Source organism: Trueperaceae bacterium, from assembly GCA_036381595.1.
GTDB lineage: Bacteria > Deinococcota > Deinococci > Deinococcales > Trueperaceae > DASVCN01.
On the sequence record DASVCN010000005.1, the window covers coordinates 42215 to 67180 of the forward strand.

The following is a 24966-nucleotide window of genomic DNA, read 5'->3' on the forward strand; positions in this document are numbered from 1 at the left end:
AGATTAGTGAGCAGGCTCTCACTCTGCTCTGTGTTAGATTGTTCGCAATGCTGACACCGGTACGTGTCCTGCAGGCCCAGGGACCGATGCGCGTGGAGTTGGCACGTTGGCGCGGTCAGTTGGTCGTCGTCAAACGCCTCCAAAGCGTCTCCCCGGTACTCTCCGCTCGACTCGAGCGCGAGGCAGAAGTCGTACACAAACTCGATCACCCGAACATAGTTCCGCTGCTCGGCTCTCACGAGGGCGCCCTCATCTACTCCTACTGCCCTGGAGTGAGCGTCGCCGAGGCCCTCGAAGAGGGTCCCCTCTCCCTGGGGCGCAGTCTGCGCGTTGCCCACGACGTGCTGGAAGCCCTCGAGTACGCCCACGCCCAGGGGGTCATCCATCTCGACGTCAAACCGGCGAACATCTTGGTGAAGGGCGAGCGCTGCCTGCTCACCGACTTCGGTTTCGCCAAGGACCTCGCCCTCACGGCCATCACCGGCGAGCAGACGATGCTCGGGACGCCAAGCTATATGGCCCCGGAGCAGTTCCAGGGCACGCGCACCGAGCGGCGCAGCGATATCTACGCGGTGGGCGCCGTCCTCTATCACATGCTGAGCGGCTCACCGCCCTTCGGAGGGCAGGTCCTGCGCTTCCTGGTCGGGGACGAATCGATCCAGCTCGAGCCGCTGCCGCCTTTACCCGGCAACCTACACGAGGTGGTCCACAGGGCGCTGCAGCGCGACCCCGAGCGGCGCTTCCCCACCGCCAGCGCGATGCTCGAAGCGCTCGAGCCTGTTCCCAGCTAGACGACTCTGCCACCCGGCCCCTCAGGGAGCGAATCCTGGATGATCATCAGTTTCAGCGGTGACCCGTTCCTGGCAACCCGCGCTGCCCGGCGCGAACTGCGCGAACTGGGCCTGCGAGGACACGAGATAGTCGAGTTGGGCGAGGGCCTCGACCCCGAGGTGTTGAGGCGGCAGGGCGCTCAGGGCGGCCTCTTCGGTAGGGTAGGGCTGCTGCTCGACTTCGACCAGGCGTTCACCGGCAAGGCCGGCGTGAAGCCTCGCAACGACACTATCGCGGCACTTTCCGATGTCCCCGCAGAGACGATCGTGGCCGTCATCGACTCGAGCGCCAGCGCCTCGAGGCAGAAGCGCTACGCGGAGTTCGGAAGTCACCGGCACATGCCTACGCCCCGCTTCGGAGGACTCACACAGTGGGTGCGCGCGGAACTGCAGGAAGCGGGTGTCGACTTCGACGGGGACGTTCCCGGTGCCCTTGTGGATCTGTTCGGCGAGGACCTGCCGGGCATAGCGTCGGAGGTCACCAAGTTACGGGTGCTCGGCGAGAAGCTGTCGGCCCAGCGGGTCCGTGAGATCGCCGGGCGTCTCGCGGCCCGGGGCGCCTTCGACCTCATCGAGGCGATCGCCCAGGGGGAGCCCGTGCGTGCCATCGAAGTCTGCGATTCGCTGGTCAGCCAGGGGGAGGCGGCGCCCCGGGTCATCGCCGCCCTCATCTGGCAGTACGGTCTGGTGGCTCGTTGCCTCGCCATGCTCGAGAGCAGGGGCAGGCTGAGTGAAGCGGAGGCGGCGCGCGAGCTGGGCGTCAAGCCGTTCGTGGCCAAGAAGAGCCTGGGGATCGCCGGCCGCCTCGACGAGAGCGGCCTGCGGCGCATCCTCATGACGATCCTCGAAGCCGACCGGGCGATGAAGTCGGGACGTGACGAGAGCTGGGCCCTGGAAGCCCTGGCCCTGGAGTTGAGCGGGCACCATGCCCGCGCATAGCCTCAGGCCGAGGCCTACGGCGCCTCGGAGCTGGGGCATCGCTCAGACGTCGCCGCCGGTGTTCCTGTCCTGCGGCAGCTCGCCTCCCTCGGTCCTGATCGTGTCTTCCGGAGGGTTCCCGAGCCTCTCGGAAACGTCTACCAGAGTGTCGTAGATCTCCTGAGCGTCCTCGTCCTCGGCGCGCCCCAGCCAGTCGTAGGCGTCGGCGACCAGTTCCTCCATGCGTCTCGCCAGTTCGTCTCTGTCGGCCATGTCCTCGTACCTCTTGGTCAGGGGCGTGTCGTGGATCCCGTCGCCCCACGGGTCGTCGTCATCGTGGTTGCGCGGTTCGTCCTCGTCACCGCGAGCGTCGGCCGTGTCCTGCCGAACGTACTCCTCGATATCGCTTCGCGAGCGGTCGTTGGCCGCCTGGGTGTCGAAGTCGGGGTCGGCGTCGCCCAGGTCGACAATTTCCTCGTCGTAACCGGCGTCCTCGTCCCTGGGGTCGCTCACCCGGTCGAGTTGCGCCAGCTCGTCGTCGGCGTCCGTCTCGGCCGGCTCGGGTTCGAAGTTCTGACGGTCGTGATACGGGTTCGGCTCCGACTGGTGGACCTCGCGGAGCGTCCGCTTGTCGTGATCTCTCATGCTGCCTCCCGACGCGGCGCCGCCGGCTCGTGTACTCGGCCGCAAGCGCGCGTTCCCTCCGCCCACCGTAACGAACCGGAGTGAGGGGCAGATGGACCTGGTCCACAATGAGCGCCGGTACGACCCGCTCATCGGAACGCCCCTCCGTGCCCGCTCTCGTCCGGGGGCGCCGGAGCAGGCGCAGATCTCGGGCCTGACCGTCAGTGACCTGTCAGGGGCCCAGTCGCCGGTACCGTGCGTAGGCTTCCTCGAACGGCTCGAAGTCGCCCGGTTCGATCCAGTCGATCCCATCAAGCGTATGAGGCGGCCGCCCACCGAGGCTCTCTAGCGCCAGCCGAGCCGCCCCGTAGGCGGGGCCGCTCTCCGATCCGCTCCGCCCCAGCGGCAACTGCAGAACATCGGCCACCATCTGGCTCCACACGGGCGATCTTGCGCCGCCGCCGGTCAGCAGCGCCTGCTCTGGAGCGCCGAGCGGCTCCATCACTTGCAGCGCCTCACGGAGGCTGAAGGCCACTCCTTCCAGAACCGCGCGCGCCATCTCGGGGAGCCCGGCCGCCAAGCTGAGGCCGTGGAACGAAGCCCGCAGCGACGGATCGAGGTGTGGCGTCCTCTCGCCCGACAGGTACGGCTTGAATGTGACGCCCATGGCTCCAGTCGGAACCTGTGCGGCTAACCCGACCAATTCCTCAACGGTCCGATCGGGGGCAAGCTTCTCGCGGAACCACCCCAGGCTGCCTGCCGCAGCCAGCGTCACTCCCAGCAGGAAGAAGCCTCCATCGGCGTGGCAGAAGAGGTGCAGGCGCCCCTGAGGGTCGGGTCGCGGAGTGCCCCTGGGCGCGGAGATGACGCCGGAGGTGCCCAAGCTCACGCTTCCCAGCTGCGGCCGCTCGCTCGAGAGGCCCAGCCCGTAGGCGGCGGCGGCGTTGTCGCCCGCGCCCGCGACCACATCGAGCCCGGGAGGCAGGCCGAGTTCGGCGGCAACTGCCGGCTGGACCGCCCCCACCACGGCCTTCGACGGCATCACCTGCGGCCAGCGGCGCGCGTCGATGCCCAGGGCGTCGAGGATGTCGGCGTCCCAGGCCTGGGCGTGGAGGTTGAAGGCGTTGGACCCGGAGGCGTCGCACGGTTCGGCGAACAGTTCCCCCGTAAGCCGGTAGCCGATGAAGTCCTTGGGGAAGAGGACGTGCCGGGTGCGTTCGAAGTTCTCCGGCTCCGCTTGCCTCAGCCACACGACTTTGGCCAGTTGGAAGCCGGTGATGGCGGGGTTGCCCGTTCGCTCGATCATCTCCCGGCTCGGTACCGCCGCTTCGATGGTCCGAACGGCATCGCCGGTTCGCTGGTCGTTCCAGAGGATCGCGGGTCGCACGACCTCACCATGCTCGTCCACCGCCACCATCCCGTGCATCTGGCCGGAGAGACCGAGCGCCCGCGGCTCGAACTCGCCCGCGACGTCTTGGGCGAGTTGCCGGAGCGCCGAGCGGGCAGCCTCCCACCACTCCTCGGGTCGCTGTTCGCTCCAGCCTGGACGGGGAGTGAGCAGTGGGTAGGTCCTGTCGCACCGGGCGATCACCTCACCCGATTCGTCCACGGCGACGGCTTTCAGGGCAGAGGTGCCAACGTCCAGGCCCAGCGCCGCTCCTCTCATCTGTTCCGACCGGTGGCGGGCCGGTACTCCATCAGCGCACCCCCAGCAGCAGTTCCACGGTCAGCTGGTCGATCCGTTCGAGGCCTGCTCCCCTGCGGCGCAAGGCATCCTCGTCGAACGAAAGCGTCTTGAGCCGTTCGGCGTTCTGGCGGGAGTAGCGGGTGAGGGAATCGAGCTCTGGCTCCTCGACGCGGTAGGCCGCCAGCGCCTCCTGGATCTCAGGGTCGGCCTCGAACCGCTCGACCTTCTCCTTGAGTATCAGGTAGCTCCGCATGCAGCCCCTGGCGAACTGCCAGACACCCTCCTCGTCCTCGGTACGGAGGGCGTGCGCGTCGAAGTGACGGGGCCCGTCGTAACCGCCCTTCTCCAGCAGTTGCACGGTGAAGAACGCAGCCTTCTGATTCTCCGCGGCGAAGCGGAGGTCCTGGTCGAAACGAGCCATCTTCTGGTCGTTGAGGTCGATGTGGAAGAGCTTGCCCGCGTCGAGTGCCTGGGCGACCGCGTGGGGGAAGGAGAGACCGGCCATCGTCTCGTGCGCGAACTCGGGGTTGACCCCCACCATCTCCGGCCGCTCCAGAGTCGCTATGAAGCCGAGCATGGAGCCGACGGTCGGGAAGAAGAGATCTCCCCGCGGCTCGTTCGGCTTGGGTTCGAGCGCGAACCGGTAACCGTACCCCTGGTCCTCGGAGTAGGCGCAGAGGAAGTCGAGCGCTTCGCGGAACCAGGCCAGCGAGTCGAGCAGCTTGCCGGCCGCGTCCACCTCCGAGCCCTCACGTCCGCCCCAGAAGACGTAGGTCCTGGCGCCGACCTCGGCGCCGAGGTCCATCGCGCGCATGACCTTCTGTAGCGCGTAGCCGCGCACTCGAGCGTCGGCGCTGGTGAAGGCGCCGTCGCGGAACGCAGGGTCGGAGAAGAGGTTGGTGGTTGCCATGGGCACGACCAGCCCGTTGTCGTCGAGCGCCGCCTTGAACTCCCGAACTATGCGGTCGCGTTCGGCGGAGCTGGCGCCCGCGGGCACGAGGTCGTTGTCGTGGAAGTTGACGCCCCAGGCGCCCAGTTCGGCGAGCTTCTCGACGATCCTCACCGGCGCGATGGGTGAGCGGGTCGCCTCGCCGAACGGGTCTCTGCCCACGTTCCCGACGGTCCAGAGGCCGAACGTGAACTTGTGCTCGGGCCGCGGCCGGTAGTCGCTGGTCACGCCAGGCTCCCGGCCGGAGACCAGGCCGCCGGCGTCCACTTCCTGTCGCTGCGACTGCTCTCGACCGTCTTCTCGATGAAGTGCACGCCCCTGGCGCCGTCCACCACCGTCGGGTAGTCGGCCTCCTGACCGCGGATGGCGGCGGCGACGTTGCCGTAGACATTGGCGAACGCCTCGATGAATGCCTCCGGGTGCCCAGACGGCAGCCGGCTGTGAGCCATCGACGCTTTGCTCAGGTAGCCTCCGCCGTTGCGCGTGTAGATCTGCGCGGGTCCCTCCAGCGGCTTGAAGACGAGCTGGTTGGGATCCTCCTGGCGCCAGGCGATCGACCCCTCGCTGCCGTAGACGCGGATCCGCAAGTCGTTCTCCTCGCCCACCTCGATCTGGGAGGCGATGAGCACCCCGCGCGCTCCCCCCTGGTAGCGGATGAGCAGGTTGGCATCGTCGTCGAGCCGGCGTCCGGGTACGAAGGTGGTGAGTTCGGCGCATACCGACTCCAACTCCAGGCCGGTGATGGTGGCGACGAGGTTCTCGGCGTGCGAGCCGATATCGCCGATCGCGCCGCCGATGCCGCTCCGCTCCGGATCGGTCCGCCACTCGGCCTGCTTGGCGCCCTGATCCTCGAGCTTCGTGGCCAGCCAGCCCTGGTTGTACTCGACGATGACCTTGCGGAGTTCACCCAGCATCCCCTGACGCACCATGTCGCGCGCCTGCTTCACCATCGGATACCCCGTGTAGTTGTAGGTGACCGCGAAGACGACACCCTTCGCCTGCGCCGCCTCGACGAGATCGAGTGCCTTGTCGGTGGAGGTGGTGAGCGGCTTGTCGCAGATCACGTTGATCCCCGCCTCGACGAACGCCTTGGCGACCGGGTGATGGACGTGGTTGGGAGTAACTATAGAGACGGCGTCTATCCGCTCACCCTCGAGCAGGGCCCGCTCCCCCTGCAGCATCTCCTCCCAGCTGCCGTAGTTGCGGTCGGCCGGCAGGCCCAGCTCCTTGCCCGACGCCTTCGCCTTGTCGGGGTCCGACGAGAGCGCGCCGGCCACCAGGTCGAAATTGCCGTCGAGCCGCGCCGCCATACGGTGTACGCCTCCGATGAAGGCGTCCCGGCCGCCCCCTACCATCCCCAGCTTGAGCGGACGTGCCGGCTCCCTGATCACGCCTTCTCCTTCTCGAAGGCCGCGTCGAAAGCGACCGCGGAGGGCTCGAAGTCGAGCTGCGAGACGAAGGCGGCCGATTCGCGGGCCCCGTGCACCCGGTCCATGCGGCCGTCCTCCCACTCGACGGAGAGGGGTCCCGAGTAACCGATGTCGTTGAGGGCGACGATTATCTCCTCGAAGTCGATGTCCCCCCGACCCACGGAGCGGAAGTCCCAGTAGCGGCGGGCGTCACCGAAGCTGGTGTGACCGCCGAAGACCCCCGTGCTCCCGTCGCCGCGGCCCCACCAGACGTCCTTCATGTGGACGTGGAAGATGCGCCCGCTGAAGCGGCGGATGAAGGCGACGTAATCGACTCCCTGGTAGCCGAGGTGCGACGGATCGTAGTTGAAGCCGAAGCGGGGATGGTGCTTCACGGCTTCGAGCGCCCGCTCGGCCGAGGCGATGTCGAAGGCGATCTCGGTCGGATGCGCCTCGAGGGCGAAATTCACCCCGGCGTCCTCGAAGGCGTCGAGGATAGGCAGCCAGCGGTCGGCGAAGTCACGGAATCCTGCATCCCAGTAGTCCTGGGTGGTGGGCGGGAAGGCGTAGAGCGAGTGCCAGATCGAGGACCCGGTGAAGCCGGTGACTACGTTCACCCCTAACCGCGCCGCAGCGCGGGCGGTGTCGATCATCTCCTGGGCGGCCCGCTGCCGCACCCCTTCGGGATCGCCGTCACCCCACACGTGCTCGGGCAGGATCGCCTGGTGGCGGGCATCGATCCTGTCGCACACCGCCTGACCCACGAGGTGATTGCCTATCGCCAGGCACTCGAGTCCGTTGCGATGGAGTATCTCGAGCTGGCGATCGACGTAGCCATCCTCGGTCAGGGCCCGACGCACCTCGAAGTGGTCTCCCCAGCAGGCCAGTTCGAGCCCGTCGTAGCCCATCTCTTTCGCCAGAGGGGCCAGACGTGCGAGGGGCAGGTCTGCCCACTGGCCGGTGAAGAGGGTTACTGGTCTTGCCATCCGTACCTCCTTGAACGAGCGGCTCGGGACGCTGGGCATCCCGAGCCGGAAACGTTGCTCAAGCGTTGGCGGCGTATGCCGCCGGAACTCCTGCTTCGGTCAGAAGGGCGAGTTGGGGAAGTAGTACCGCTCGGCGTTCTCCGGCGTGATGAGCACGGCGTCGAGGATGTACTCGCCCAGCAGCGGCGCGTCGTAGGCGAAGTGCTGCGCTGTGACCTGCATGGCCGTGGCGATCATCGCCGGCGGGTAGAGGACGTCGACCGGCACGGTCTCGTCACCCTCCATGACGCGCTTGATCATCTCCTTCATGCCGGCGCCGCCGACTACGAACATCTCGTCGGTGCGGCCGGCCTGACGCAGCGCCTCGAGCACCCCGATGGCGATGTCGTCATCCTGCGCCCAGACCGCGTCGATTTCGGGGAAGCGGGTGAGGAAGTCCTGCATCACCACGAAGCCGTCGTCTCGGTTCCAGTTGGCGTAGGCCGAATCGAGCACCTCGATGTCGGTCTCGGCGAGGACCTCCATGCAGGCGTCGAAGCGCTGGTTGTCGATCACGGTCGGGATGCCGCGGAGGATGACGATCTTCCCTTCACCACCCAGACGCTCGGCGATGTACTCGCACGACACCCGGCCCATGCCCGGGTTGTCGCCCGCGACGTAGATGTCGTGGATCGATGGGTCGACCAGGCCACGGTCGACGACGGTGATGAACACTCCCTGCTGCTTCACCTGGGCCACGGGAGCGGTCAACGGATCGGACTCGAAGGGCAGGATGACCAGGGCGTCGATCTGCTCGATAGCCACCAGGTCCTGCAGGTCGTTGGCCTGTTCGCCCGAGCTGCCGGCGGTCACGACCACGAAGTCGATGTTCGGGTAGGTCTCCTCGAGATAGCCCTCGGCCCGGTCGGCCCAGTAGTTGACGCCCCCGGTCCAGCCGTGGGTCGCCGAGGGTATCGACACGCCGATTTTCACCTGCTCGTCCTGCGCGAACGCCGCGCCCGCCACCATGAGTACCAGTGTCATGAAAAGCATCGCTCGTTTCATCTGTCGCTCCTCTCTAATCTGCTGCTGCCTCTGTTCCTGTTTCCGCCTCCGGAGTCTTCAGCTCCGTTGAACGCCTTGGGATTGAAGCGCCGAGGAACCACCCCCCTTCACTTGCGCCCCCTCTGCAGGAACACGGCGACGATGATGATCACGCCCTGCACCGCTCCGTTGAGGTAGGGGCTTATGACGTCGGTGAGGTTCAGGACGTTGCCGATGGTCGAGAGCATGACGGCTCCGACGACGGTTCCCCAGACGTGTCCGGAGCCGCCCTTCAGGGCGGTCCCGCCGATGATCACCGCGGCGATCGCCTCGAGCTCCCAGAGGATGCCGGTCGAACCGGACGCCGAGCCGAGCCTCGGCACGTATACGATCACAGCGAGCGCCACGCAGAGGCCCTGGATCACGTAAGTGAGCGTCTTGATGCGGCGAACGTCGATGGCCGAGTAGCTGGCCACCTGCTCGTTCGATCCGATGGCGTAGACGTAACGGCCGAAGCGGGTGCGATGCAGCACCACCGACGCGACGATCGCCACCGCCGCGAAGATGAGGATCGGGTAGGGGATGCCGAGGAAGTGCCCGTAGTAGACGGGCCGGTAGGCGCCCCTGAGCCCGAAGTCGAGCGAGAGGGTACCGCCGTCGGCAAGGTAGGTGACCACCGAACGGAAGATGCCGAGGGTTCCGAGCGTGACGATGAACGGCTCTATCCGCCCGCGAGTTATAGCGAGTCCGTTCAGGGCGCCCGCCGCCAGCCCCATCAGCAGAGCCAGCAGGATCCCCAGGAGGATCGTGAGCAGAGCGGAATCGACGTTGCCCACCAGCATGTTCATGCCGATGATCATCACTCCGGCAAGGAGGGCTGCCATCGAACCAACCGAGAGGTCGATCCCCCCGGCGATGATCACGAACGTCGCTCCGACCGCGATTATGCCGATGAAGCAGGCGCGGGTGAGGACGTTGAAGAGGTTGATGGGGGAGAGGAAGACCGGGTTGATGATCGTTCCCAGGACGAAGAGGGCGATCAGGCCGACCAGGGGCGTGAGCACCTGCCAGTTGACGCCGTTTCGGCGGCGATCTGCGCCGGCTTCAAGCCGCTGCTGCATCGACGGCCCCCTGTTCCTTCAGACCCGTGGCGTACTGCATGATCTCTTCCTCGTTGATCTGGGCGCCCGAGAGGACCCCGGTTATCCTGCCGCTGCGCATGACCGCCACCCGGTGGGCGAGCCCGACGATCTCCGGGAGTTCGGAGGAGATGAGGATCAGCGACTTGCCCTGCTTCAGGAGCTCGTCCATGTAGAAGTAGATCTGCCGTTTCGTGCCGACGTCGATCCCTCTCGTAGGCTCGTCGAGCACGATTATCTCCGGTTGGGCGCGCATTATCTTGGCGAGCACCAGCTTCTGCTGGTTGCCGCCCGAGAGCGTGCCGGCGCGCGCCTCCTCGGATGGGGCGCGGATGTCGAACTCGTCCATCGATTCCCGAAGCGCTGACTGCTCACCGGCACGGTCCAGGAACGGCCTGGCGAAGAGCTCCAGCGAAGCAAGGGTGAGGTTGGGCCTGAGCGGCATGTTGCCGAGCACCCCTTTACCCTTGCGGTCCTCGCTCAGGTACATGATCCCCAGGCGCTTGGCGTCCCCATAACGGCGGATCCTCACTGGTTCGCCCTCCAACAGCACTTCACCGTGCGCCGGGCGTAGTCCCAGGACGCCTTCGAGAAGTTCGGTGCGGCCTGCCCCGATGAGGCCGGCGAAACCGAGGACCTCGCCGCGGCGCAGCGAGAAGGAGGCGTTCTCGACGAAGCCCGGGACGTGCATGCCCCGCACTTCGAGCACCGTCTCGCGATGCTCGGTTTCCCGCTTCGGAGGGTACATGTCGGCGAGCTCCCGTCCCACCATCAGTCGAGCCATCTCGGCCTCGCTCAGGTTCGCGGCCAGGTCGGTAACGACCCGCTCCCCGTCGCGCAGGATCGTGACCCGATCGGCGATCTTCTTGATCTCGTCGAGCTTGTGGGAGACGAAGACGATCGCTACCCCCCGCTCCTTGAGTTCCCTCACGAGGCGGAACAGGACTTCGGTCTCATTGCCGGTCAGCACGTCGGTGGGCTCGTCCATGAAGAGCACCTTCACCTCGCGTGAGACGGCCTTGGCTATCTCCACCATCTGCTTCTGTGAGACCGCCAGACGCCGGACCGGGACAGTGGTATCGAGCGGAGAGTTGAGGCTCTGCAGGAGTTCGTCGGCCCGCCTGCGCATGGCTGCCCTGTCGAGGAAGGGACCTCTGCGGAGCTCCCTGCCCAGGAAGATGTTCTCCTCGGCCGAGAGGTCTTCCGCCAGGTTGAACTCCTGATGGATGAGGACGATTCCCCGCTCTTCCGCGTCGCCCGAGCCGGTGAAGTAGACCCGCTCGCCAGCGACCAGGATCTCCCCACTCGACGGCGCCAAGTATCCCGCCAGCATCTTCATCAGCGTCGACTTGCCCGCCCCGTTCTCACCGAGGATGGCGTGCACCTCGCCCGTCTTCACTTCGATATCGACCGCATGGACGACCTCCACGGGGCCGAAGCTCTTGGACAGGTTGACGCCTTCGATGGCAGTTTCGCTCACGTTACTTCGCCTCTTGGGCCTATGCGGACGGGGCTGCTTGCTCGCCCTGGCGTCCAGGACGAATTAAATTGACTGTCAAATTAATTGGCACTATACTTCCGGCACCCGGAGCCGTCAAGCAAGGGCGGGCGGCGCCGGCGGATGGAGGAGCGCGACCACATGTCCGCCAGGAAGCCGAGGCTCAACTCCGCGCTCATACGGCAGCTGAACGTCTCACGGGTCTTCCATGCGCTCAGACTCGCCCCCCGCTCCTCGCAGCGTGACCTCGTGGCGCTGACCGGGCTCGACCGGGCGACCGTCTCGGCGGTAGTCAGCGAGCTCGAGTCGAACGGCGTCATCGAACGTTCCGTCCGGGAGAGCGGCAGGCCGGGACGCCCACAAATATCCCTCACCATCGCCGAGGGGGCCGGCGCCCTGCTGGGCGCTCGCCTGGAACCGGACGGCATTAGACTGATCGCCACCACCCTCGCCGGGGACCCGCTCGGATCGCTCCAGGTGGCCGGTTCTCTGGAGGCCGAGATGGCGGTGGACCTGCTGGTCGAAGCGGTGGCGGAACTCCTGGCCAAGGTGGACCTGGAGCCGGAGCGGGTGAGGGGGATGGGTGTAGGCGTTCCGGCGCTGATGAGCGAGGCCGGCAGGCTCGCCTTCGCCCCCAACCTGCACTGGCGCAACGTCTGGCTGCGCGATCTGCTGGGCAACAGGCTCCCCTTCCCCGTCTACTTCGACAACGACACGAAGGCAGCGGCGCTCGCCGAGAAGCTCTTCGGCTGTTGCCGTGATGTGCGCGACTTCCTTTTCATCGCCGGCCACTCCGGTATCGGTGGCGGTCTCTACCTCGACGGCACCCTCTATCGAGGGCACAACGGTTACGCCGGGGAGATCGGTCACCTCAAGGTTCGCCCCGGCGGCCGGGAGTGCGGTTGCGGCGGGCGCGGCTGCCTGGAGGCGTACATCTCGGAGAAGGCGATACTGGCGCGTCTCGCCGACCTGGGGGTGGCGCTGGCCGACCTGCGCGCCGTGGCGGGGGCTGCGGAGGCGGGCGACGAGCGGGTGCTGGCGCTCATGGAGGAGTCCGGTGAACTGCTGGGCGAGGCGTGCGCCAACCTGGTGAACCTGTTCAACCCCGAGCTGATAGTGCTGGGTGGCAATATCACCCTGCTGGCACGCTTCATGCGCCCCGCTCTCGAGCGGGCCCTGGAGAGTGACGCGCTCAGCGCGCCACTCTCCGCCAGTCGGGTGCGGGTTTCGCCGCTCGGGACCGAGGTCGTGCCGATGGGCGGAGTAGCCCTGGCGCTGGAAGGAGTCCTGTCGTTACCGTCGTGGCTGGCGGCTTCCGAGATCAGGGACATGGTGGAATAGGGCGTGGACGATCTGTTGCAGCGGTTGAGGGCCGGCGAAGCCCGGGCCCTCGCCAGGGCGATAACCCTGATCGAGAGCGGCGACGAGACCGGCCAACGTCTTCTGGCGCGCCTGCGGCCCGAGGGCGGCAGGGCTCGCGTGATTGGCGTCACCGGCGCCCCCGGCAGCGGCAAGAGCACCCTTACCGATGCGATGGTGGGCTGGGCCAGGGCTAGGGACGAGCGGGTGGCGGTCGTCGCCGTCGACCCCAGCAGTCCCTTCAGTGGCGGTGCCATCCTGGGAGACCGGATACGGATGACTCGCTGGCACTCCGACCCGGGCGTGTTCATCCGGTCGATGGCCACCCGGGGCCACCTGGGTGGATTGGCGGCGGCAACCCTCCAGGTCGTCGCCTTCCTCGATGCCGTCGGGTTCGGCACCATCCTCATCGAGACGGTGGGCGTGGGCCAGTCGGAGGTCGAGATCGCCGAGGCCGCCGACACGACCGTCCTCGTGCTCACTCCGGGCCAGGGCGATGCGGTGCAGGCGTTCAAGGCGGGGATCATGGAGATCGCCGACATCTTCGTCGTCAACAAGGCCGACCAGCCTGGAGCCAACCGGCTCAAGCGGGAGATCCGAGCGATGCTGGCGATCGCCCGGCAGAACGCTCACGACGTCGGTGGCGACGAGCGCGGCGGCATGGAACGCGGCGGCGAGCATCGCGGTGGCGAGCATCGTGGCGGCGAGCATCGTGGCGGCGAGCAACATGGCGATGAGCATCGTGGTGATGGGCATCGTGGCGACGTCTGGCGGATCGAGGTGCTGGAGACCGTAGCCAGTGAAGGCAGCGGGGTCGAGCAGGTGATGGAGGAGGTAGAGCGCCACGCCCGTTACCTGCGAGAAACCGGGCTCCTCGAGCAGCGCCGCCGACGGCGGGCGGGCTTCGAGGTCGCTGCCATCCTCCACGAGGAGTTGAGGCGTTCCCTGGCTGGCCGCGAGGACGCCCTGGTGGGGGAGATACTGGCCGGCAAGATGACCCCTGCTCAGGCGGTCGCCCGGCTGCTCGAGCGTTGAAGTTACCGCTACCGGTACACTGAACCCAACATGACCCACGCCGTCTACCCCGGCTCCTTCGATCCGCTCCACAACGGGCATCTCGATGTGGTGAGGCGTGCCGCGAAGATCTACGACCACCTCACCGTCGCGGTTCTCGAGAACCCGCTGAAGGGCACCAAACTGTTCGAGGTCGAAGAGCGGGTGGCCATCATCGCCGAGACGGTCGCGGGAATCCCGAACGTCGACGTGGATCGATTCGAGGGCTTGCTGGCGGACTACGTGCGACGCCGGAAGGCGACTATCATCGTCAAGGGGCTGCGGGCGATCAGCGATTTCGAGACCGAGTTGCAGATGGCCCACCTCAACCGGCAGCTGAACCCGGACGCCGAAACGACGTTCATTATGACCGCCACACGCTGGTCGTACGTATCGAGTACGCGGATAAAGGAACTTGCCAAGTACGGGGCCGACATCTCCAAGCTGGTTCCCAGAGCGACCCTGGTCAAATTGCAGGAGCGTTTCCGGCCGGTCCAGCAGCAGTCCTGATAGCGGGGCGCGCCGCCTGGGACCTTCGCGGCGCGCCGCCTTCACGCACCGGTTCAGGGCCGGCGAAGCCACCCCAATTTCAGTCACTACGAACGCGCGTGCATGGAGAGGGCATTCCTGCTGCCCGGCGCGTCGGTGATCTGTGCGCGACAGTGGCTTCTTCGGCATCCGCCCATCACGCGCAGATGTCTGCCGCCCGTGCGAGGGCAGCTGCCTGCGGAGAGCCGGCCGCAGCCGAGCCTGTTCGCCTCGACCCGGCAGCTGTCGGTTCGAGCGCCTAGAGCTGCTGGGCTTCGACCGACCTCGCGGCAAGAGTCGTCTCCATAGGCGGGAGACTCATGCAAGCGCGTTCGTACGGTGTCGCGAGGGGGGGTGTACCCCGGACGCCGGCGAGTAGCGAAAGCGAGGGTTACCGCGCCGGAAACCGCGGCCGAAACGCGACCGTGCGAACGACGTGGGACGGCCCAACAGCTGCTGAGGGTCGAGGTGAGCATGCGGCGATGGCGAAAGGACGCTCCGGTGACGATGGAGGATGTCGCGCGCGAAGCCGGGGTGGACCGCTCGACGGTGTCTCGAGCCCTCAGGAGGGATCCCTGGATCCCCCGTCACACCAGGGACCGGATCGAGGCCGCGGCCGCGCGACTAGGCTACGTTCGTAGTGGGATCGCGAGCGAGCTGGCCGGGATGCGATCGAGAACGATCGGGGCGTGTCTGCCTAGGGCGGGAGGCGATGCTTTCTACGGGCAGCTGAACGGCCTCGTCGACGCTGCGGCGCCGTACCGGCTCAAGGTCCTCACCGCCCTATACGCCCCTGGCCAGGAGCAGGAGTGCGTAAGGGACTTCCACGAGAGGCGCGTCGCCGGCATCGTGATCTTCGGGACAACCACTCCAGGCAGCTACTCCGGCGTCACGCCGCGCGGCCTGTGCCCGGTGGTCGAAGCGACACCGTTCGACCCGTCATGCCACCGCTCCCAGGCGGCACTGGGCCGGCAGATCTTCGAAGATCTGGCCGATCTGCTCCCTGACCTCTCGACCTACTCGAGGTACCGCTCGAGGTAGCCCACGACCTCGTCCACGTCTGCCAACCGGTAGCGGGCGGCGCTATCGCCGTCGCCCACCTTGACCGTTACGGCGTCGACCAGCGCCTGGAACGCGTCCTCGTCGGTCGTGTCGTCACCGATCATCACCGGCGTTGTCCCGGGGTGGCGGGCATAGATCTCGCTGGCAGCGCGTCCCTTGTCGAAGCCACCCGGTCTGACCTCCACCACCTTCTTCCCCCAAACCAGATCGAGACCCTCGGGCAAACGCTGTGACCAATCGCGCAGTTCCGCCAGAACCCGCTCCTCGTCGCGCGCCTGGCGGTAGTGGAGGGCGATGGCCTCCCCTTTGTCCTCGATCCGCACACCGTCGATCCTGGGCAGGCGCTCACGGGCCTGCGTCATCAGTTCGAGCGAGTCATCGTCCAGCCGCGAGCGCGCCCCCTCCCCCAGACGGCCCTCCTCAAGCCCGTGAACGCCGATCGCGACCAGTCGGGGCACCGGGAGGAGCTGCGCCAGGTCGGCCACCCGGCGTCCGGTGAGGACCCGCACGGGGTAGAGGTCGGCGAGCCGCCCGAGCACCTCGGCGACCCGAGGGTGGGGGACCGCCTCGTCGGGATCGTCCACGATCTCCGCCAGGGTGCCGTCGTAATCGAGCAGGAACAGAGGCTTCTCGACCAGTGGCGGCGCCGGCCGGCTCACGACCGCTCCAGTGAGTCGAGGAAGCGCTGAGCCCAGCCGTGCACGTCCAACTCCATCACCTGCTTGCGCAGCCCGGCCATCCGCTCGCGGCGCCCCTCGACCGGCGTCCGCACCGCCTCTGCGATGGCTTCCGAGATCGACACGATGTCGTACGGGTTCACCAGCATCGAGGCGTCGAGTACCTCGGCCGCACCGGTCAGGTGCGAGAGGATGAGCAGGCCCCGGTCTGCCGTGAGCGCGTACTCCTGGGCGACGATGTTCATCCCGTCGCGGAACGGGGTGATGAGCATGGCGTCAGCGGCGACGTAGTAGGCGACCAACTCGTCCTGAGTGTGGGAGCGGTAGAGGTACCGGACCGGCACCCAATCGCCCTCCATGAAGGCGCCGTTCACCCTGCCGGCGATCTCGTCGACACTGCGTTTGAGCTCCTGGTACGACTCGATCCGAGTGCGACTGGGTGCGCTAATCTGGTAGAAGGTCACCCTTCCGTGGTACTCCGGGTTGTTCTGCAGGAAGTGCTCGAACCCGAGGAGCCGCTCGGGTACCCCCTTCGTGTAGTCGAGCCGATCGACCCCCAACAGCAGGTGCTCGGCGGCCGTCTCCTCGCGGATTCGACGGGCGGCGGCGATCGTCTCCGGCTCGCGGGCAAGCTCGAGGAAGCGTTCGGTGTCGATGCCGATCGGGTGGGGTTCGACCCGCACTTCGCGGCCGCGCCACTGCACGGTGTTGCCGCTGACCCTTGCACCAGGCAGTTTGGCGGCCGCGCCGAGGAAGTTCTCGCAGTAGCGCTCGGTGTGGAAGCCGACGAGGTCGGCCCCCAGCAACCCTTCCACGAGGTCGTCGGCCCAGGGAAGGATCCCCCACTCCTCGAGCGCGGGCCAGGGGATGTGGAAGAAGAACCCGATGCGCGCGTCAGGCAGCCTCTCCCGCAGCATCCCGGGGGCGCACATCAGGTGATAATCGTGCACCCAGATGATGTCGCCGGGTTGGTAGCGCTCGGCAGTGGCTGCAGCGAAGTGCCTGTTGACCGAGCAGTAGTCGCGCCAGAAGGCGTGCTGTATGTCCATCTGCTCATTGAAGTAGTGACAGAGGGGCCAAAGCACCCTGTTTGAGAAGCCGTAGTAGTAGTTCTTGACCTCACGCTCGCAGAGCTTCAGCCGCTTGACCTCGAACGCCGGCCGCTCCGGCGGGTAGTCGATCACCGGTTGCTCCTCGACGTCCTCCTCGCCCCAGGCGATCCAGGCCCCGCCCCGCTCCTCGAGCACCGGCAGTACGGCGCTGGTGAGGCCGCCGACCGAAGGGTGCCACTTGCCCTCTTCGTCCCGGCGGATCGGTTCGCGATTCGCGACTATCAGCAGACGCACCGGCGCCTGCTCCTGTCTCCCCGGCGACTGGCCTGGGTTGAGCGATCGAGCCTCATCGTTCCCCCTACTGACCCTCGGTCTACCGACCCTGTGCCTTTTGACCCTCTGCCTTTTGACCCTCTGTGCGGCCACTCGTTGTCGGTGGAACCCGCGGCCCTTGGAAGTATAACTCGGCTTCTGGACAGCTCTTTACGGGTGTCGGTACAAACCGCGGGCCCGAGACCATGCTAGTTTCGGTCGCGGAGGGGCTGGCAGTGCGATCCGATCTCTGGTGGCAGCGCGGCATCATCTACCAGGTCTACCCGCGCTCGTTCCAGGACAGCAACGGGGATGGCGTCGGCGACTTGGAGGGGATCAGGGCCAGGCTCGACTACCTCGAGTGGCTGGGGGTGGACGCGGTCTGGATCAGCCCGATCTACCCCTCGCCGATGGCTGACTTCGGCTACGACGTCTCCGACTACACCGGTATCCATCCGCTCTTCGGGACGATGGAGGATTTCGACAGGCTGCTCGAGGAGGTACATGCGCGCGGACTCCGGATGATCCTCGATTTCGTGCCCAACCACACCTCCGAGCAGCACCCCTGGTTCCTCGAGTCGCGCTCCTCACGGGACAACCCCAAGCGCGACTGGTACATCTGGCGCGATCCGGGACCGGGAGGGGCACCGCCCAACAACTGGCTCTCCGTCTTCGGCGGCAGGGCCTGGGCTTTCGACGAGCGGACGGGCCAGTACTACTACCACGCCTACCTGAACGAGCAGCCTGACCTCAACTGGCGCAATCCGGAAGTCCAGGAGGCCATGCTCGCTGCCATGCGGTTCTGGCTCGACAAGGGGGTGGACGGCTTCCGGGTGGACGTCATGTGGCACATGATCAAGGACGAGCACTTCCGCGACAATCCGCTCAACCCCGACTACCGCGAGGGGATGCCCACCTACGACCAGCAGATACCGGCCTTCTCGGTGGATCAACCGGAGGTCCACGATGTCGTCGCCAAGATGCGCGAGGTCGTCGACGATTACGAGGAGAGGTTGCTGATAGGCGAGATCTACCTGCCGATACCCCAGCTCGTCACCTACTACGGCAGGGACGACCGACCGGGGGCCCATCTGCCCTTCAACTTCCAGCTCATCACGCTCCCCTGGAACGCTCGCAGGATCGCGGCGGCGATCGACGAGTACGAGGGCGAGTTACCGGAGGAAGCCTGGCCCAACTGGGTGCTGGGCAACCACGACAAGTCCCGCATCGCCAGCCGGGTGGGAGCCCGGCAGGCGCGAGTAGCGCAGATGCTGCTGCTCACCTTGCGAGGCACCCCCACCCTCTACTACGGCGACGAGATCGGCATGCACGACGTCGAGATCCCTGCGGAGAAGGTGCAGGACCCGAGCGCGTTACGCAACCCTGGGCTCGAGATGGGTCGCGATCCGATGCGCACCCCGATGCAGTGGAGCTCGGCGGATGGCGCCGGCTTCAGCGACGCCGAACCTTGGCTGCCGGTCGCCCGTGACTATCGTCGGGTGAACGTCGAAGCGCAGCGGGGTGACGAGGGCTCGATGCTCTGCCTGGTGAAGCGGCTGATCGAGCTGCGCCGGCGGGAAGCGGCCCTTTCGGTGGGCGACTACTACCCGGTGAACGCGAACACCGACGATGTACTGGCCTACTACCGGGAGCATGCGGGGAGGAGGCTCCTGATCGCTCTCAACTTCGCTTCGGCACGGCGGCGGCTAGCGCGCGAGTCCGGCGGCTGGAGGGGCCGGGTACTGCTCTCCACCCATCCGGACAGGAGTCGCAGGGGCGTGAGCGGTGAGGTCGAACTGGCCGCCCACGAGGGCGTAGTGGTTGCTCTCGAGGGGGCCGACTAGGTGCCTGGGCCGAGGGAACAGAACTACCTGACGCCACCCGGCTGGAGCGCCAATCCGTCCTCCTGGGGGCAGAGGCTCCCCATAGTCGCCCTTGCGCTCGTCGGAGTGGCGGTAGCGGGTTACCTGTCGCTCTTCCAGTTCGGCGTCATCGCAACCGTCTGGGAACCGTTCTTCGGGGACGGCTCCCGCAAGATCCTCACCTCGTCCGTGTCGAGGATCCTGCCCATCCCCGACGCTGCGCTGGGTGGGCTGGGGTACCTGGCCGACGCCGTTACCGGCGTCATCGGCGGTCGGGCCCGCTGGCGCGCGATGCCCTGGATAGTCGTCCTATTCGGGTTGGCCGTGGGTCCGCTCGGGGCGGTGAGCATCCTCCTTGTGATGCTCCAGCCGGTTCTCTTCGGCGAATTCTGCACCCTTTGTCTCGTGTCTGCGTTGATCTCGGTGCTGATGATCGGTCCTGCGCTCGACGAACTGCTCGCGGCCCTGCAGCACCTCAAACGGGTTCGGGTCAACGGCGGGTCGGTCTGGCGGGCTTTCTGGGGGCGGGGCAAGTGATCGCGCGGCTGTTCGAAGCGGTTCTCGGCATCTGGTTGATGGTCGCGCCGGCGGTGCTCGGCTACGGGTCTGTCGCGGCCACCAGCGACCGGATCGCTGGCCCTCTGATCGCTTCGGTGGCGATCGTGGCCGCCTGGGAGATCGCCCGGCCGCTCCGGCACCTGAACCTGCTCCTGGGCCTCTGGCTGCTGGCGGCTCCAGTGGTCCTCGGTTTCGGCGGAGCCGCCGCGGTAGACAGCGTCCTCGTTGGCATCGCCGTCGCCGCTCTCTCCCGCTGGCGCGGACGGGTGGAGAGCCGCTTCGGCGGCGGCTGGTCCGTACTCTGGCCGCCCTCGTGGGCGCGCGGCGAGGAGCAGCGTGAACTGTTCGCAGCGGAGGGACGCGATGACGGCCGCCGCCAGGGATAGCCGGGGCTTCGGTGGCATCGCCGACGACCGGTAAGGGCGCTCCAGACTCCTATACTTTCCCTTGTCGTGCCAGCCGGGCTGGGCCTCGTCCCGACCCTGTACGACGGAAGGAATAGAGATGTCCTACCTACTTCGCGGCGTCGCTGCCAACGGCGGCATACGCGTCGTCGCTGCAGATACGACCGAACTCGTGAGGGAGGCGCAGGTACGTCACGACGCGACCCCCACTGCCGGCGCAGCGCTCGGCCGGACCCTCACCGGCGCACTCCTCCTCGCCCACGTACTCCTCAAGAACCCTCAGGACCGGGTCACCGTGCGCCTTCGGGGCGACGGCGAGCTGGGTGGAGTCATAGCCGACGCCGGTCTCGATGGCACGGTACGCGGTTACGCCCGCGATCCCCGCGTGATCCTGCCGGCGCGCCCCGACGGGAAGCTCGACGTAGGCCGGGCGGTGGGCGAGGGCGAGATCGAGGTCATCCGCTCCCATGCGCCCTACGGTGATCCATACAGCTCGAGCGTGCCGCTGGTCTCCGGTGAGGTGGCAGCAGACATAGCGGTCTTCCTCGCCCGCTCCGAGCAGATCCGTTCGGCGGTGCTGCTGGGCGTCTACTTCGAAGGGGGCGAGGTGGTGAAGGCCGGCGGAGTTATCCTCCAGGCCCTGCCCGGGGCCGATGAGGCCGCCCTCAACCTGCTAGAAGCGAACGTGCGCGCCTTCGGTCAGCTCACCGATGTGCTGCGACGCGTCTCGCTGCTCGAGGCGATAGAGGAGCTGTGCTGGGGCCTGGAGTTCGAACTCCTCACCAAGGATGCCCTGCCGCTCTCGTTCGAGTGCCGTTGCAGCGACGCCAAGGCGGTCGACGCCCTCGCCTACTTCTCACGGGAGGAGCGCGAGGCGATGATCGCCGAGGACGGTGGCGCCGAAGTGGTGTGCCACTGGTGCGGCGAGAAGCGCTGGGTCGAGCCTGCGGCCATCCGCGGCATCTCCAGGAACGAGGTTCGCTGCCCCGACTGCGACACCCTCTGGTACCGTCAGGGACAGGCCACGATGATCAGGGAAGACGAGATCTGCGCCTGCGGTAGGCGGGTGGAACTCCCCGACTGATCTCGGCTGGTACAGTTCGCTCCATGAACCTCGCCGTCTTCCTCGCCCTCCTCGGCCTGGTGACGCTCTGGGCGTCGGCTTTCCCGGTGATAAAGCTGGGGCTGGACGGCTTGGGCGTGCTTCACCTGACGCTGCTCAGGCATCTGGTGGCCTCGGCCTGCTTCGTACCGTTCCTGGCCCTGAGCGGTAACCGGCTTTTCCCGCGCCGCCGCGACATACTCCCCTTCATCCTGCTGGGCAGTGTGGGCATCGGCGTCTACCACGTGACGCTCAACGCCGGCGAGCTGCGGGTGAGCGCCGGCGCCACGAGCCTGATCATCGGCGCGGCGCCGGCGATTACCGCCCTGCTGGCGCGCTTCTTCCTCGACGACCGGCTTCCGCTCCTGGGCTGGATCGGCAGCCTCATCTCCTTCGCCGGCATCGTCCTCATCGTGCTGGGCGATTCGGCGGCAGTCGGCTTCGACCCGTACGCCCTGTTCGTCGTCGCGGCGGCGTTCGCTGCCGCCATCTACTTCGTGTGGCAGAAGCCGTTCTTCGGACGCTACAGCGCGCCGGAAGTCACCGCCTTCGCCACCTGGGGCGGCACTCTGCCCATGCTGGCGTTCCTGCCGGGGCTGGCGGCCGATGCGGGCGATGCCGGTGCGGCTCTTCTCGCCGCAGCCTACCTGGGAGTGTTTCCCTCGGCCATCGCCTATTCGCTGCTGGCGTTCGCGCTCTCCCGCACGCCGGTGACGGTCGTGAGCGTCTACCTCTACGCGGTACCGGTGCTCGCGCTGCTCTTCTCGTGGGTCCTCCTGGGGGAGGTACCCGCCCTGCTCACGCTCGTCGGCGGCGCCATCGCGATCGGCGGAATCGTCCTCGTCAACCTCGTCAAGGCCGGTGGCGCGCGACGCGCAAGGCTCAGAAAGGGGAGTATGCCACCGGGCGCCGGGACAGCAGCGGCTCCCCATACGCCGCCCCGATGAACGTCCCCCAGTAGGCGGCGCGGCCGCGCCGACGGCGGTAGATGTCGGGGGTCACGGTCTCCGAGGCGGCCTCGCCGGTGAACTGACTCCGGTAGCAGCGCACAGCTTCCTCCCAGACCTCGATGTAGTCGCTGGTGTCCACCACCAGCGCCGCTTCGAACGGCACGTTCCCCATGTAGAAGAAGAGCTCGCGCGGCTTGAACGGCGCCCCCGACAGGGGACTGTTCCTGAGCCCCGCGAGGTGCACCGCCGCGGGCACGATGTTGCCAGCCGAGACGTGGTCGGGGTGGCGGTCCTCGGCATGAGGAGCGACCACGACCTGTGGTCGGAGCTCGCGGATCACGTGTGCCAGCTGAAGTCTCCTGTCCTCGCTGTCCATGATCCGCGAGTCGGGCCAAGCCAGGTTACGGCGCACGTCGAGACCCAACACCTTCGCCGCTGCCGCCGCCTCGCGAGCGCGCTCCTCGGGCGTGCCCTTGGTGGCGGCCTCGCCGCGGCTGAGGTCGATGATGCCGGTCGAGCGACCCTCCGCCTTGGCTCGCGCCAGCGTCCCGCCCATACCGAGTTCGGCGTCGTCCGGATGAGGGCTTATGACGAGCAGATCGAGCATTCCCTCACCCTTCGCCTTCAGCGGGCGCTGCCCCGCTACGAGCCGTCTTCTCGCCCAGACGCCGCTCGCTGCCACGCGCCAGGCGCGAGATGTTGTCGGAGTGCCGGTAGATCGTGAGCAGCGCCAGCGCCAGTGCCAGGAACAGCTGAGCGGGCAGAGGATCGCCGCTCGCCAGCAGCATCAGCGGTGCGGCCACCAGCCCTACCAGGGAGCCCAGCGAAACGTAGCGGCCCAGCGCCATGGTGAAGAGGCCCAGGAGCGCGGCCAGGCCGGTCACCAGCGGGTTCACCGCCAGGAAGACGCCGAGGCTGGTGGCCACACCCTTGCCGCCCTTCAGTTTGAGGAAGATGTTGAAGTTGTTGCCCAGCACGGTGGCCAGGCCGGTGAGCGCCACGACCCACGGCCCGGCGCCGAGCAACTGCGGGAAGAGGGTCGCCAGGAAGCCCTTGAGCGGATCCATCAGGGCGACCACGATGGCCGGGCCAACACCCACTGCTCGGAGCACGTTGGTGGCTCCGATGTTGCCCGAGCCCACCTTCTGGATGTTCACGCCGTACGCCTTGGCGATCAGATAGCCGGTGGGGATGCTGCCCGCCAGATAGCCGATCACCACGAAAACGACGGACCATGCGATGTCGAGCACCAGGAAGCCTCCGGGACGGGTCTGGGCGCACCGCTGCCTGCCCGAACCCGCTACATGATTACACATAGTCGCTACCGGTCCCTGCCGTGACACACTCTGGCGGCTCCCGTTCGTCAGAGCGGCTGCTTCGGGCGATGAGTTAGGCTGTGCCGGTGACCCAGGACGCCCTCTTGCTGCTGGGAGCCGCGGTCGTGGGCGGCTATATGACCCGCCTGGCCACGCGGCTGGCGCCCACCTTCAGCGAATTCCCCCTAAAGACGTTCATCGCCAGTCTGCTCAGCGGGATCGTGGCGTTCGCCGACGTCTTCCCCTACTCGGTGGGCGATCAGCTGCGGCTGGTGACGCTCGTCGCCGGACCCATCTACGCCTTCGGGCCGCTCCTGCTCATCACCCTGGCCAGGGTGCGCCGGTACCGGCTCGCCAGGCTGCTGATGGACCTGCTCTACTGGACCGACGACGGCAGAGGGGCCTTGCGGCGGCTGCTGGCTCAGGTCGCGCTCCAGCGCGGCGACGCCCAGAGGGCGCTCGAGCTGATCCCACCCGGCAACCTCCTGATGACGGCACAGGCACTGGCGCTCGAGGAGCAGTGGGAGAAGCTGGCCGCGCTCGAGATACCGCTGGTCGCCGACAACGCCTTCCTGGGCGAGACGGCCCGGATCGAAGCGCTGCTGAGACTGGGCCGAACCTGGGAGGCCGAGAACGCCATCGCCAGGATGCGCGCGAACTGGGAGAGCACCGGCAAGGGGCCCATCGGTTACCGCAGCCTCAAACTGAGCGAGGCGATGTTGGCTGCCGAGCGCGGCGACCTCGACACGATCCGCGAGATGGCGGGCGAGCAGCTGCCGGGGGTGGCCGCCCACCGGCTCCTGGCGATCTTCGCCCGAGGGGCCGAGCAGGCCGGACGCACGGCAGATGCCGCGCGCCTATACGGCCAGGCGTACGGCGCGGCGCCGGAGGGCATGCGGGAACGGTACGCGCGGCGGGTCCACGACCTGGGCATGGAGTTGCCGGAGCAGGTGCAGAGCCGCACTTCGGGCAAGCCCTGGGTTACTTACGCGCTTGCCGCAGCGCTGGTAGTTGCCTTCCTCGGTCAGCTGTGGCTCGACGCCAACGCCGGTCAGTTCGCGGCGCTCTTCCGCCCGCTGCAGGCTAGCAACCTGGCCGCCGCCTTCCTGCTGGGCTTGCCGTTCGTGCCGTCCGACGACGCCTGGTGGCGTTACCTCACCTACATGTTCGTTCACGGCAACCCGATCCACATCGGTTTCAACGCCTGGGTACTGCTCGACATCGGACGGGCGTTCGAGTTCCGGAGGGGATGGGAGAACCTGTTGGCCGCCTTCGTCGTTAGCGGCGCCAGCGGGGCGCTGCTCACAGCGCTGATGAGCAGCGGCCAGCCGCTGGTCCTGGTGGGCGCCTCAGGCGGAGTCCTGGGCGTGGCCGGTGCGCTCCTCGCCGACTCCCTCGCCTCGCGGTCGCCGGCCGACCGGGCACTGTCCGGGAGCCTCCTGCGCTGGATGGGCCTGATCGCCCTCATCTCGGTGGCGATCCCCAACGTGTCCCTCTGGGCCCACGCGGGCGGCGTGGCGGGCGGGCTCCTCTGGGGCTGGCTCCGCCAGAGGTTGCCCACCTCGAAGTCGCTCGATGCGCTCTTCGCGGCAACGGCGCTGGCCGTGCTGCTGGTCGCCCTCTACCGGGCGCTGCTGCTGGCGACCCGGCTACTCTGAGCGCCCGCGC

Annotated in this window: 24 protein-coding genes; 12 read left to right on the forward strand and 12 right to left on the reverse strand. The window is 67.4% G+C overall.

The annotated features are described in order from the left end of the window. Positions 1-47 precede the first annotated feature (47 nt). Both VF168_01205 and holA read left to right on the forward strand, forming a co-directional pair. Positions 48-791, forward strand: coding sequence for a serine/threonine-protein kinase (locus tag VF168_01205; protein ID HEX7002790.1), 744 nt, complete (start codon positions 48-50; stop codon positions 789-791). Positions 792-830: 39 nt separating this feature from the next. Next, on the forward strand, positions 831-1769 hold the full coding sequence (gene holA, locus VF168_01210; GenBank protein ID HEX7002791.1) for a DNA polymerase III subunit delta: 939 nt from the start codon (positions 831-833) through the stop codon (positions 1767-1769). A gap of 42 nt (positions 1770-1811) precedes the next feature. On the opposite strand, the gene VF168_01215 is transcribed toward holA, so the two are convergent. The 8 genes from VF168_01215 to VF168_01250 form a co-directional block, all read right to left on the reverse strand. Beyond that, positions 1812-2393, reverse strand: a complete 582-nt coding sequence (locus VF168_01215; GenBank protein ID HEX7002792.1) for a hypothetical protein — start codon at positions 2391-2393, stop codon at positions 1812-1814. Positions 2394-2604: 211 nt separating this feature from the next. Then, positions 2605-4038 carry a xylulokinase gene (gene xylB / locus VF168_01220; GenBank protein ID HEX7002793.1) on the reverse strand — a complete coding sequence of 478 codons (1434 nt, stop codon included), beginning with the start codon at positions 4036-4038 and terminating at the stop codon, positions 2605-2607. 31 nt (positions 4039-4069) lie between these two features. Next, the gene (xylA, locus tag VF168_01225; protein ID HEX7002794.1) at positions 4070-5236 is read right to left on the reverse strand and encodes a xylose isomerase; all 1167 of its coding nucleotides are present in this window, start codon (positions 5234-5236) and stop codon (positions 4070-4072) included. After that, entirely contained in the window at positions 5233-6399 is a 1167-nt protein-coding gene (locus tag VF168_01230; protein HEX7002795.1) for a Gfo/Idh/MocA family oxidoreductase, read from the reverse strand. The genes xylA and VF168_01230 overlap by 4 nt, the downstream gene beginning before the upstream one ends. After that, on the reverse strand, positions 6396-7403 hold the full coding sequence (locus tag VF168_01235) for a sugar phosphate isomerase/epimerase (GenBank protein HEX7002796.1): 1008 nt from the start codon (positions 7401-7403) through the stop codon (positions 6396-6398). The genes VF168_01230 and VF168_01235 overlap by 4 nt, the downstream gene beginning before the upstream one ends. A 99-nt stretch (positions 7404-7502) precedes the next feature. Then, complete coding sequence (locus tag VF168_01240; GenBank protein HEX7002797.1) at positions 7503-8447, reverse strand: ABC transporter substrate-binding protein; 945 nt, start codon at positions 8445-8447, stop codon at positions 7503-7505. Positions 8448-8554: 107 nt separating this feature from the next. Further along, entirely contained in the window at positions 8555-9547 is a 993-nt protein-coding gene (locus VF168_01245; GenBank protein ID HEX7002798.1) for an ABC transporter permease, read from the reverse strand. Continuing rightward, complete coding sequence (locus VF168_01250; protein ID HEX7002799.1) at positions 9531-11045, reverse strand: sugar ABC transporter ATP-binding protein; 1515 nt, start codon at positions 11043-11045, stop codon at positions 9531-9533. The genes VF168_01245 and VF168_01250 overlap by 17 nt, the downstream gene beginning before the upstream one ends. 159 nt (positions 11046-11204) lie before the next feature. Here VF168_01250 and VF168_01255 point away from each other — a divergent pair, with 159 nt between their 5' ends. From VF168_01255 to VF168_01270, 4 genes are all read left to right on the forward strand, one after another. Then, the gene (locus tag VF168_01255; protein HEX7002800.1) at positions 11205-12404 is read left to right on the forward strand and encodes an ROK family transcriptional regulator; all 1200 of its coding nucleotides are present in this window, start codon (positions 11205-11207) and stop codon (positions 12402-12404) included. Between the two features lie 3 nt (positions 12405-12407). Continuing rightward, positions 12408-13457, forward strand: coding sequence for a methylmalonyl Co-A mutase-associated GTPase MeaB (gene meaB / locus VF168_01260; protein HEX7002801.1), 1050 nt, complete (start codon positions 12408-12410; stop codon positions 13455-13457). Positions 13458-13487: 30 nt separating this feature from the next. Beyond that, positions 13488-13985, forward strand: a complete 498-nt coding sequence (gene coaD, locus VF168_01265; GenBank protein HEX7002802.1) for a pantetheine-phosphate adenylyltransferase — start codon at positions 13488-13490, stop codon at positions 13983-13985. A gap of 492 nt (positions 13986-14477) precedes the next feature. Then, a complete protein-coding gene (locus VF168_01270; protein ID HEX7002803.1) occupies positions 14478-15044 on the forward strand; it encodes a LacI family DNA-binding transcriptional regulator in 567 nt (188 codons plus the stop codon). Here VF168_01270 and otsB read toward each other — a convergent pair. Then, positions 15020-15724 carry a trehalose-phosphatase gene (gene otsB, locus VF168_01275; protein HEX7002804.1) on the reverse strand — a complete coding sequence of 235 codons (705 nt, stop codon included), beginning with the start codon at positions 15722-15724 and terminating at the stop codon, positions 15020-15022. The genes VF168_01270 and otsB overlap by 25 nt on opposite strands. Next, a complete protein-coding gene (locus VF168_01280) occupies positions 15721-17088 on the reverse strand; it encodes a trehalose-6-phosphate synthase (GenBank protein ID HEX7002805.1) in 1368 nt (455 codons plus the stop codon). The genes otsB and VF168_01280 overlap by 4 nt, the downstream gene beginning before the upstream one ends. Before the next feature lie 254 nt (positions 17089-17342). Between VF168_01280 and VF168_01285 the strand changes: the two genes are divergently transcribed. From VF168_01285 to VF168_01305, 5 genes are all read left to right on the forward strand, one after another. Then, positions 17343-18950, forward strand: coding sequence for an alpha-amylase family glycosyl hydrolase (locus VF168_01285; GenBank protein ID HEX7002806.1), 1608 nt, complete (start codon positions 17343-17345; stop codon positions 18948-18950). Continuing rightward, positions 18951-19505 (forward strand): vitamin K epoxide reductase family protein, encoded by a 555-nt coding sequence (locus VF168_01290; protein HEX7002807.1) that lies wholly within the window; start codon positions 18951-18953, stop codon positions 19503-19505. Then, entirely contained in the window at positions 19502-19912 is a 411-nt protein-coding gene (locus VF168_01295) for an SPW repeat protein (protein ID HEX7002808.1), read from the forward strand. Before VF168_01290 ends, VF168_01295 begins: the two co-directional genes overlap by 4 nt. A 118-nt stretch (positions 19913-20030) precedes the next feature. Beyond that, the gene (locus tag VF168_01300; GenBank protein ID HEX7002809.1) at positions 20031-21014 is read left to right on the forward strand and encodes an Hsp33 family molecular chaperone HslO; all 984 of its coding nucleotides are present in this window, start codon (positions 20031-20033) and stop codon (positions 21012-21014) included. Positions 21015-21037: 23 nt separating this feature from the next. Further along, positions 21038-21979, forward strand: a complete 942-nt coding sequence (locus VF168_01305; GenBank protein ID HEX7002810.1) for a DMT family transporter — start codon at positions 21038-21040, stop codon at positions 21977-21979. Here VF168_01305 and bshB1 read toward each other — a convergent pair. Together bshB1 and plsY are read right to left on the reverse strand one after the other, a co-directional pair. Continuing rightward, positions 21915-22589, reverse strand: a complete 675-nt coding sequence (gene bshB1, locus VF168_01310) for a bacillithiol biosynthesis deacetylase BshB1 (GenBank protein ID HEX7002811.1) — start codon at positions 22587-22589, stop codon at positions 21915-21917. The genes VF168_01305 and bshB1 overlap by 65 nt on opposite strands. Before the next feature lie 4 nt (positions 22590-22593). Continuing rightward, positions 22594-23232: a glycerol-3-phosphate 1-O-acyltransferase PlsY gene (gene plsY / locus VF168_01315; GenBank protein HEX7002812.1), complete on the reverse strand. Its 639-nt coding sequence runs from the start codon at positions 23230-23232 to the stop codon at positions 22594-22596. 152 nt (positions 23233-23384) lie between these two features. Between plsY and VF168_01320 the strand changes: the two genes are divergently transcribed. Further along, positions 23385-24956: a rhomboid family intramembrane serine protease gene (locus tag VF168_01320; GenBank protein ID HEX7002813.1), complete on the forward strand. Its 1572-nt coding sequence runs from the start codon at positions 23385-23387 to the stop codon at positions 24954-24956. The last annotated feature ends 10 nt before the right edge of the window (positions 24957-24966 follow it).

What these genes read in the sequence shown, in the direction of transcription:
- VF168_01205 (HEX7002790.1), top strand. Translation starts at nt 48, where the DNA reads ATGCTGACACCGGTACGTGTCCTGCAGGCCCAGGGACCGATGCGCGTG.
- holA (HEX7002791.1), top strand. Translation starts at nt 831, where the DNA reads ATGATCATCAGTTTCAGCGGTGACCCGTTCCTGGCAACCCGCGCTGCC.
- VF168_01215 (HEX7002792.1), bottom strand. Translation starts at nt 2,393, where the DNA reads ATGAGAGATCACGACAAGCGGACGCTCCGCGAGGTCCACCAGTCGGAG.
- xylB (HEX7002793.1), bottom strand. Translation starts at nt 4,038, where the DNA reads ATGAGAGGAGCGGCGCTGGGCCTGGACGTTGGCACCTCTGCCCTGAAA.
- VF168_01235 (HEX7002796.1), bottom strand. Translation starts at nt 7,403, where the DNA reads ATGGCAAGACCAGTAACCCTCTTCACCGGCCAGTGGGCAGACCTGCCC.
- VF168_01240 (HEX7002797.1), bottom strand. Translation starts at nt 8,447, where the DNA reads ATGAAACGAGCGATGCTTTTCATGACACTGGTACTCATGGTGGCGGGC.
- VF168_01245 (HEX7002798.1), bottom strand. Translation starts at nt 9,547, where the DNA reads ATGCAGCAGCGGCTTGAAGCCGGCGCAGATCGCCGCCGAAACGGCGTC.
- VF168_01255 (HEX7002800.1), top strand. Translation starts at nt 11,205, where the DNA reads ATGTCCGCCAGGAAGCCGAGGCTCAACTCCGCGCTCATACGGCAGCTG.
- coaD (HEX7002802.1), top strand. Translation starts at nt 13,488, where the DNA reads ATGACCCACGCCGTCTACCCCGGCTCCTTCGATCCGCTCCACAACGGG.
- VF168_01270 (HEX7002803.1), top strand. Translation starts at nt 14,478, where the DNA reads ATGCGGCGATGGCGAAAGGACGCTCCGGTGACGATGGAGGATGTCGCG.
- VF168_01300 (HEX7002809.1), top strand. Translation starts at nt 20,031, where the DNA reads ATGTCCTACCTACTTCGCGGCGTCGCTGCCAACGGCGGCATACGCGTC.
- VF168_01305 (HEX7002810.1), top strand. Translation starts at nt 21,038, where the DNA reads ATGAACCTCGCCGTCTTCCTCGCCCTCCTCGGCCTGGTGACGCTCTGG.
- bshB1 (HEX7002811.1), bottom strand. Translation starts at nt 22,589, where the DNA reads ATGCTCGATCTGCTCGTCATAAGCCCTCATCCGGACGACGCCGAACTC.